The sequence below is a fragment of the Lentibacter sp. genome, assembly GCF_029254145.1.
Taxonomy (GTDB): domain Bacteria; phylum Pseudomonadota; class Alphaproteobacteria; order Rhodobacterales; family Rhodobacteraceae; genus Lentibacter.
The window spans coordinates 20,240-28,182 of sequence record NZ_JAQWYD010000004.1 but is presented as its reverse complement, the minus strand read 5'-3'; the positions used below and the strand labels follow the sequence as shown (position 1 = coordinate 28,182).

General features: G+C 55.9%; 8 protein-coding genes and 1 pseudogene. 3 read left to right on the top strand and 6 right to left on the bottom strand.

The features are described from left to right. Positions 1-129: 129 nt before the first annotated feature. The 3 genes from P8O11_RS00365 to P8O11_RS00355 are packed head-to-tail and all read right to left on the bottom strand — an operon-like array spanning position 130 to position 2,801. Complete coding sequence (locus P8O11_RS00365; protein ID WP_300290460.1) at positions 130-1,500, bottom strand: glutamate--cysteine ligase; 1,371 nt, start codon at positions 1,498-1,500, stop codon at positions 130-132. A gap of 30 nt (positions 1,501-1,530) precedes the next feature. Then, the gene (locus tag P8O11_RS00360; protein WP_300290458.1) at positions 1,531-2,070 is read right to left on the bottom strand and encodes a hypothetical protein; all 540 of its coding nucleotides are present in this window, start codon (positions 2,068-2,070) and stop codon (positions 1,531-1,533) included. Then, positions 2,067-2,801: a 16S rRNA (uracil(1498)-N(3))-methyltransferase gene (locus tag P8O11_RS00355; protein WP_300290456.1), complete on the bottom strand. Its 735-nt coding sequence runs from the start codon at positions 2,799-2,801 to the stop codon at positions 2,067-2,069. The genes P8O11_RS00360 and P8O11_RS00355 overlap by 4 nt, the downstream gene beginning before the upstream one ends. Before the next feature lie 12 nt (positions 2,802-2,813). Here P8O11_RS00355 and ubiA point away from each other — a divergent pair, with 12 nt between their 5' ends. The 3 genes from ubiA (at position 2,814) to P8O11_RS00340 (ending at position 6,095) form a co-directional block, all read left to right on the top strand. Then, positions 2,814-3,785 (top strand): 4-hydroxybenzoate octaprenyltransferase, encoded by a 972-nt coding sequence (gene ubiA, locus P8O11_RS00350; protein WP_300290454.1) that lies wholly within the window; start codon positions 2,814-2,816, stop codon positions 3,783-3,785. Positions 3,786-3,894: 109 nt separating this feature from the next. Further along, complete coding sequence (locus tag P8O11_RS00345; RefSeq protein WP_367186804.1) at positions 3,895-5,763, top strand: OmpA family protein; 1,869 nt, start codon at positions 3,895-3,897, stop codon at positions 5,761-5,763. Further along, positions 5,760-6,095: a hypothetical protein gene (locus P8O11_RS00340; protein WP_300290450.1), complete on the top strand. Its 336-nt coding sequence runs from the start codon at positions 5,760-5,762 to the stop codon at positions 6,093-6,095. The genes P8O11_RS00345 and P8O11_RS00340 overlap by 4 nt, the downstream gene beginning before the upstream one ends. Here P8O11_RS00340 and P8O11_RS00335 read toward each other — a convergent pair. The 3 genes and pseudogenes from P8O11_RS00335 to moaD all read right to left on the bottom strand — a co-directional run bounded on the left by P8O11_RS00335 (position 6,092) and on the right by moaD (position 7,941). Beyond that, positions 6,092-7,249: pseudogene (locus P8O11_RS00335) on the bottom strand (winged helix-turn-helix domain-containing protein). The gene P8O11_RS00340 and the pseudogene P8O11_RS00335 sit on opposite strands and share 4 nt — an antisense overlap. Then, positions 7,246-7,695, bottom strand: a complete 450-nt coding sequence (locus tag P8O11_RS00330) for a molybdenum cofactor biosynthesis protein MoaE (protein ID WP_300290448.1) — start codon at positions 7,693-7,695, stop codon at positions 7,246-7,248. The pseudogene P8O11_RS00335 and the gene P8O11_RS00330 overlap by 4 nt, the downstream one beginning before the upstream one ends. Beyond that, positions 7,696-7,941: a molybdopterin converting factor subunit 1 gene (moaD, locus tag P8O11_RS00325; protein ID WP_300290446.1), complete on the bottom strand. Its 246-nt coding sequence runs from the start codon at positions 7,939-7,941 to the stop codon at positions 7,696-7,698. Positions 7,942-7,943 lie beyond the last annotated feature (2 nt).

The window sequence follows — 7,943 nt, the reverse complement described above, 5'->3', positions numbered from 1 at the left end:
TAAGTAATTTTGTATTAACAAAACCCCGTTTCAGGCGGTGCACGCATTGTGCACGGGTTGTGCACGCATATCACCCCCCCCGATTTTGGGAGAGCAGCGCCCCGTTAACCCGCCTGAACGCTGGCTTAATCAATAAGAATAATCGGCGTAAATTCGGCTCACATCACCACCCCAATCGCTCTTGTAACGGCGCAAAAGCTCATCCGCAGGGACTTCACCGCTTTCAAGCGACTCCTGCAAAGCACTCAGGAAATGGGTTTCATCTGGAATCATCCCACCCGCGCCCTCACAGCCACGCGCCTTCAATCCAGCCTCAGAAATTTTCACAACTTCACGCGCAAGATCATACATCTTCACACCATGCGTTTCCGCATGAAGGCCCTGTTCCGACGAGGCCACACGCAGCGCTTCACGCGTCTCCACATCCCAGCCTTTGGTCAGGTCCAGAGCGGCATCCAAGGCGCTCTCGTCATACATAAGACCGACCCAGAAGGCAGGCAGCGCACAAAGTCTGCGCCACGGTCCGCCATCGGCTCCACGCATCTCCATATATTTCTTGATCCGCGCCTCTGGAAAGAGTGTGGTCAGGTGATCTGCCCAGTCAGACAGTGTTGGCGTTTCACCGGGAAGAGCAGGCAACTCGCCCTTGAGAAAATCACGGAAAGACTGGCCTAACGCATTGATATACTTGCCATCACGATAGACAAAATACATCGGCACATCGAGTGCGTATTCCACCCAGCGCTCAAAGCCGAAGCCCTCTTCAAACACAAACGGAACCATCCCTGTACGCGCAGCATCCAGATCGCGCCAGACACGGCTACGCCAGCTTTTGTGGCCATTCGGTTTGCCTTCAAAAAACGGCGAGTTGGCAAAGAGCGCCGTCGCCACAGGCTGAAGCGCAATCGCGGCGCGCATCTTCTTGACCATGTCCGCCTCGGAGGCGAAATCAAGGTTCACCTGCACGGTGCAGGTGCGCCGCATCATATCGCGACCCATGGTGCCAACTTTTTGCATATAATCGTTCATGAGCTTGTAGCGGCCCTTGGGCATGAGCGGCATCTGCTCATGAGTCCAGATCGGCGCTGCACCAAGCCCGATAAAGCCGACACCAACAGCATCAGCTATGTCTTTAACTTCTTTGAGGTGGATATTCACCTCGTCACAGGTCTGGTGGATGGTGTCCAAAGGCGCACCAGAAAGTTCAAGCTGCCCCCCGGGCTCAAGGCTCACATTGGCCCCATCCTTTTCTAAACCAACAATATTTTCACCTTCAAACACTGGGTTCCAGCCATGCTTTTGCTGCAGGCCTTCCAGCACGGCGCGCACCGAACGCTCCCCCTCGTAAGGAATTGGCAAGAGACTGTCCTTACAGTAGCCAAACTTCTCGTGTTCCGTTCCGATTTTCCAGTCACTCTTGGGTTTACACCCCTCGGCCATATATTCAGCCAATTGTGAGTGGTGTTCGATCGGGCCGCCGCCGGACTGAGGAATAGACATGTGTTCGCTCCGATGTGTTCGCGTGAGGCGTTAGGAGTGCAGCCGTGGACGCGGGGTGTCAATGCGCAGCAGCGCATCTTTTCGCCAAATGACGCGTGCGTGATCCTTCGCACCGCGTTGTGCGGTCAGAAGTCGATCCGCCGAAAGACCAGGAAGCGCTGCAAAAGCGTCAAAAAGCTGTGCTGCGCCCTTCGCGTTTACAGGGATAACAAGATCAGGCAGCCCGGCTTGGCTCAGGGTCCAGACAGGCGGGCTTGGGCGCGCATCATAGCTCACTTCAGAAAGCTCGCGCACCGCAATCATCCCACCACTGTCAGGCGCGAAATAGCTAATTTGGCCCTCGTCCACCTCGACAAAGCCGCGCCCGCCATCCCCGCGGGCAAACCACGCTCGTTGTAAAAAGGAAAAAAGCAAAAGCCCCGACACGCCCATAACGATATAGCCAAGCCATGGCAGAAGCCCAAAAGAGAAAATCGCCCAATACGCCCCAAGCCCAAAGACCGCCCCAGCAAGCAATACTTCTTTGTATTTAGTCAGGAGTTTTGCGACCTCAGGCCTGATAAAGCTCATGCCCAATCCCCCAAGGCCTGCTGCCAGACCGTGAGCGCAGCAACCGCTGCGGTATCGGCCCGCAATATCCGTGGCCCAAGGCTCACAGGAAAGGCAAACTCGGCAGCATGAAGTCGTGCGCGTTCAGACTGAGAGAAGCCTCCCTCTGGCCCAATCAGCACAGCCCAAGGCCCGGCTCCTGCCGCCTCCAATACCTCCTGTGCCCCCGCTTGCCCTGCAATACCCTCATCGCAAAACATCAGCTTGCGCTCTGTGGGCCATGCATCCAGCAGCGCTGAAAGCTTGGTCAAGTCAGTCACGTCAGGCACAAATGTGCCGCCACACTGCTCTGCTGCTTCAAGCGCATGAGCTTGCAAACGGTCCTGCCTGATCCGCTCCGCATTGGTGAACTCAGTCTGAACAGGCATGATCCGTGCTGCGCCCATCTCGGCAGCTTTCTCGACAATAAAATCCGTGCGCGTCTTCTTGATCGGCGCGAAAAGAAGCCAAAGATCAGGCGGATTGACCTGCGGCCCCCGCTGCGCCTTGCAGAGCAAAACACCCCCCCGTTTGCTTGCCTCACTGACCTCGGCCAGCCACTCACCATCACAGCCATTGAACACAGCAATTTTCGCCCCAACCTGCTGGCGCATCACGCCAAAAAGATAGTGCGACTGCGCTTTATCCAAAGCCAGCGATTGCCCCGCCCCCAGCGGGTGATCTACAAACAATCTGATCTTCACATCTGTCATGGGCCAAAACATATGAGCAGCGACAAGAATACGCCAGAGCAGAACGGACAGGTTTCGGACGCCGTCAAAGGAAACTGGGTCGACAGCTATGCGCCACTTCGCACGCGGCCCTACTTGCGACTGTCCCGCGCGGACAGGCCCATTGGCACTTGGCTTTTGCTGATTCCCTGCTGGTGGGGCTTGCTGCTTGCCATGCTCCATGACCGCATCGTGACATGGCATGACCTTTGGATCTTCGTCGCATGCGCCGCGGGTGCATTTCTCATGCGCGGCGCGGGCTGCACATGGAACGACATAACGGACCGCGACTTTGACGGCGCCGTGGAGCGTACCCGTTCGCGGCCCATCCCCTCTGGTCAGGTGACCGCCCGGCAAGCCGCTATTTGGATGTGTTTCCAAGCGCTGATCGCGTTTGGCATCCTGCTGACATTCAACACAGCTGCGGTTTTCCTTGGTATTCTGGCCCTCGTCCCGGTCGCCATTTACCCCTTCGCCAAGCGTTTCACATGGTGGCCACAGGTGTTCTTGGGCCTCGCGTTCAACTGGGGAGCACTCCTCGCGTGGACGGCTCACCGTGGCGCGCTCGAAGCCCCAGCGCTTTACCTCTATGTTGCAGGAATCGTCTGGACCCTTTTCTACGATACAATCTATGCCCACCAAGACACCGAAGATGACGCCCTCATCGGGATCAAGTCCACAGCCCGACTTTTTGGAACCCAAAGCCCAATTTGGCTCGCGCGTTTTCTCGCCGCTACAGTGACGCTCCTAGGCGTTGCCATCCTCGGTGCAATGCTGGGCAGCGCAAGCGGTCCGATCGCGCTCGTGATTGCCCTTGTAGGAGCCTGCGTGATGGGCTGGCACATGCTTTGGCAACTCAACAACTTTGACCCAGACGACAGCACCAAATTGATAAAACTCTTCCGTTCAAACCGCGATGCAGGTTTGATCCCTCTGCTGTTTTTCGCCGTCGCGCTTTTAGTTTGATTGAAACCCCTGATTTCACCCCTTAAGAGAGATCGGGTAACCGCTGAAAATAGGTCTTATGCGCGTATCATCCATACTTATACTTGCCGGAACTTTTGCGAGTGCCGCTTTGTTGAGCCTGATAGCCGCGCGCTTTGCGGTGACCCTTGTTGAAGAAACATCCGAGTACAGCGTCCGCCAGTCGCTGGACACAAAGTCTCTCACATGGGCAGAAGTCTATGCAGACGGGCTACAAGTGGTTCTAACGGGGACTGCGCCGTCAGAAGCCAGTCGCTTTCTTGCAATAAGCACTGCAGGCACAGTCGTTGATGCCGCCCGCGTGATTGACGATATGGACGTCGAAGCGCTCGCCGCACTCGCAGCGCCACGTTTCTCCATAGAAATCTTGCGCAACGAGGATGAAGTTTCGCTCATTGGCCTGATTCCAACGGGTGCGGACCGCGCTGATCTTCTTCAGCGCCTTCGCCGTATTTCAAACGATGATGAAATCGCCGACCTGCTCGAAAGCGCAGACTATGATATTCCTGATGGCTGGGACAACGCCGTTGACTTTGGCCTTGAAGCGCTAGAAACGCTACCGCGCTCCAAGATTTCGATAGATGCCCGTCGCGTGACAATCACGGCGATGGCTGAGAGCGAAGAGCGCAAACTCAAAGTGGAAGCGCGCCTGAAGCGTGAGGTCCCCTCTGGGCTGCGCGTTAGCTTTGATATTTCCTCGCCTCGCCCCGTCATCACACCTTTTACGCTGCGCTTCCTGCAAGACGAGGCTGGCCCACGGTTTGACACCTGTTCGGCGCATACCGAAGAGGGCCGATCCAAAATTTTGGGAGCCGCGCGAAAGGCGGGCATTGAAGGCAATCTAGACTGCCGTATCGGGCTTGGCGTGCCTTCGCCCAACTGGGCCGATGCTGCTGCCTTGTCAATTGCCGCGATCGCAGAGCTAAAAGGCGGGTCCGTCACGTTTTCAGACGCAGATGTAACGCTTATATCGCCGCCCGGAACAGTTCAGCGCGAGTTTGACCGCATTGTGGGCGCCCTTGAAAACAGCCTGCCTGATGTCTTCGCGTTGCACGCAGTGCTCACGCCCGATCCGTCTGATCCTAGCCAAGGCCCTGCCGAATTTGTAGCCACGCTGAGCCCCGAAGGACTGGTGCAACTCAACGGACGGCTGAACGACGAAATTGTTGCACAAACTGCCGAGAGCTTTGCCATAGCTCGGTTTGGAAGCGCCACAGTGAGCAACCGCGCACGCACAGACGAAGCCTTGCCGGGAGATTGGCCGCTGCGGGTCCTCTCCGGCCTTGAGGCGCTTTCGCTTCTTTCAAACGGTTCAGCGCGCGTGACGGCTGAAGACATAACAGTCACTGGCAACACAGGCAGTAAAAGTGCGCGCTCTGACATCAGCAAGCTTTTGTCTGACAAGCTTGGCGAAGGCTCCCGCTTTTCGGTTGAAGTCACATATCTCGAAAAGCTTGACCCTGTGGCAAGCATGCTCACGCCAGATGAATGTGAAGCCAAAATCGCCGAAATCCTGAAAGTGCGCAAAATAACGTTCGAACCAGGAAGCGATACAGTCGATGCCACCTCGCTCGGGACACTGGATGAAATCAGCGAAGTTCTCGGAAACTGTACAGAACTGCGAATGGAAATAGCGGGCCATACGGATAGCCAAGGCCGTGAAACCATGAACGAAGCGCTGTCCAAGTCGCGCGCACTCGCGGTATTGAACGCTCTGCGCGACAGACGTGTCGCAACTGGCAGCTTCACAGCCGAAGGCTATGGCGAGACCAAGCCTATCGCGTCAAACGACACAGAAGAAGGCCGCGAAGCCAACCGCCGTATTGAAATCACCCTGGTACGCCCAAAACCCATTGCGGAAACAGAAACAACGCTTGAAAGCGAAGAGCAAACTGGTGCATCAGACACCACAGATCAAGCCGATGAAGAAGCGGCAACGAGCGAAGGGCAAGATCAATGACGAGAACAGAGTTCATTATCGCAACGGCGATCATCCTCTTTATTGCCTTTTGCATGGGCTGGTTCGTAAACTGGCTTGTGCATCGTTTCACGCGCGTTTCGCGCGGAGACATGGAAGAACTTGAGAAGATGGCTCAAGAGCTGCATGAAGCCGAAGAAACACGTGATCAAGCGATCACCTATCTTCAGCAGCGTGAAGCCGAGCTCACCAATCAATTGTCCCAGACGGAAGCAGAATTGTCTGCCGCAATGGATGGATTGCGTGATGCCCGCCATGAGACCGAAGAAATGCGCGCCTATGTTGAGCGCATTAGTGCAGCCAACAACAGCTAAGAATTAACAGGCTCAAGGCCTGCGAAGCGCGCAAACCGTCTGAACTCCGCCTGCCACTTGCGCTCCCGCTCAGTGCCCCAACGGACGCCATCCTCTGGCCAAAGTCGCATGATGTGCAAGCTGCCGACCTTACGATCAGCCCGCAACAACACCCGTCCAACAAACTGCTCTCCCTCAAGCAAAGGGTAAACATAATAGCCCCACTGTCTCTGTGCTTCGGGTACGAATATCTCGTTGCGATATGAAAACCCAAACAAGCGCTCGGTACGCTTGCGGTCGCGGATTGTAGGATCAAACGGGTTGAGAAGCCTCATGGACCGGCTCGGTGCACCCAGCTTGGCGAGCCTCTGCTCGATACTCGGCAAAGCCCAGCCTTGTGCCACACTCTTGTCGGCCAGCTCTATAGAAACCGACATGAGCGCCCCCTGATGCGTGCTCAGCCATGTCTTGACCTCAGTGGCGCTACAAGCCCCCCAAAACCGCTGGATCTCGCCCGAGCTGGCGAAGCCAAGCCGTTCAAGAGCTGCACGGCAAAGCCAGTCGATCTGCTCGTCATGGCTCAGGCGAACGCCCCTCAAATCTTCCGGAAAAATGCGCTCCGCCAGATCGTAATACTTGATGAATTTTTCACGATAAGATGTCGCCAGCTCTCCAGCGTACCACATATAATCAAGCCCAAGTTTGTGCGCAGGACGATGCCACATCGCTTTAGGGCGCGGGCCCTCACTCTCGAAGTCTTTTGTTGAAAGCGGTCCTTCGCGCGCAATACGCGCTTTCAGAGCAGCTCGTCCCTCCTCATCAGGCATATTCTTTCACCAGCCTGCCTGAACAATTTTCTCTGCGTGCCGCTGAAACTGACGCTGCCACATCGGCAGAAAGCGCATCGGGATAAGGCTCGCGTCATTAGTAAAATGCTCGAAAAAGTCTCGCTCTTGAAGATGCTTGTCTAGTCCGCCCGCACGATACGATTGATTTCGTGACCAGAGAATATGATCATGGGCGCGCTCGACATGCCGGATCGAGTCAAGCTGGACAAACCCAAGTGCATGTCCAATCTGCGGCACATCCAGCGGCCCCGTAGGCGAATAAAAAAGACCGTGTCTCTCGCGCCAAAGCCTGCGCGCCGCGCCGTTGCTTAGCTGGACATCGCTCATGTCTGCCAGCGGGCCAGCGCAGTCTCGTCTTCATCGCGCGCGGCAACCCAATCAGCGCCGTCTCGGGAGACCTCTTTCTTCCAGAAGGGTGCGCGTGACTTGAGAAAATCCATCAAAAATTCAGCGGCTTCAAAAGCATCTTTACGATGACGGGATGCTGTTGCCACCATCATGATCATCTCACCTGCCCGCATCTTGCCAACACGATGGATGATCAAAGCGTCTTCAAGCGACCATTTGGCATGAGCTTCCTCAGCGATCTGCCGCAGCGCTGCTTCCGTCATGCCAGGGTAATGTTCGATATCCATGTAATCGAGCGTGCCCTCAGCATTGTTCCGCACAATCCCTGTAAAGGTGACAACGGCCCCCGATGCGGATGTTCTGTCGGCAAAGGCTTGCGCCTCAAAACCCAGATCAAACACGGTGTTTTGAACACGAATGTCCATTTACCCACCGGTCATTGGCGGAAAAAAGGCAACTTCGCGCACGCCTTTCAGCGAAGCTCCAAAGTCTGACAACTCCTGATCAACCGCAACTCGAAGCGCTGTCAGGTCAGAAAAGGCCGCGGCATAACGCTCCTCGCGCGCGCAAAGCTCCGCAACAAGATCAGCGACTGTGGCAGCCTCTGTGTCAACCTGCTCTCGCGGCAGGCCAATACGTTCGCGCACCCAAGCAAAGTAAAGCACATCCATAG

Coding starts and splice junctions, on each gene's coding strand:
- P8O11_RS00355 (WP_300290456.1), bottom strand. CDS start 2,801: ATGACAGATGTGAAGATCAGATTGTTTGTAGATCACCCGCTGGGGGCG.
- P8O11_RS00330 (WP_300290448.1), bottom strand. CDS start 7,695: ATGGACATTCGTGTTCAAAACACCGTGTTTGATCTGGGTTTTGAGGCG.
- P8O11_RS00360 (WP_300290458.1), bottom strand. CDS start 2,070: ATGAGCTTTATCAGGCCTGAGGTCGCAAAACTCCTGACTAAATACAAA.
- P8O11_RS00365 (WP_300290460.1), bottom strand. CDS start 1,500: ATGTCTATTCCTCAGTCCGGCGGCGGCCCGATCGAACACCACTCACAA.
- P8O11_RS00340 (WP_300290450.1), top strand. CDS start 5,760: ATGACGAGAACAGAGTTCATTATCGCAACGGCGATCATCCTCTTTATT.
- ubiA (WP_300290454.1), top strand. CDS start 2,814: ATGAGCAGCGACAAGAATACGCCAGAGCAGAACGGACAGGTTTCGGAC.
- moaD (WP_300290446.1), bottom strand. CDS start 7,941: ATGGATGTGCTTTACTTTGCTTGGGTGCGCGAACGTATTGGCCTGCCG.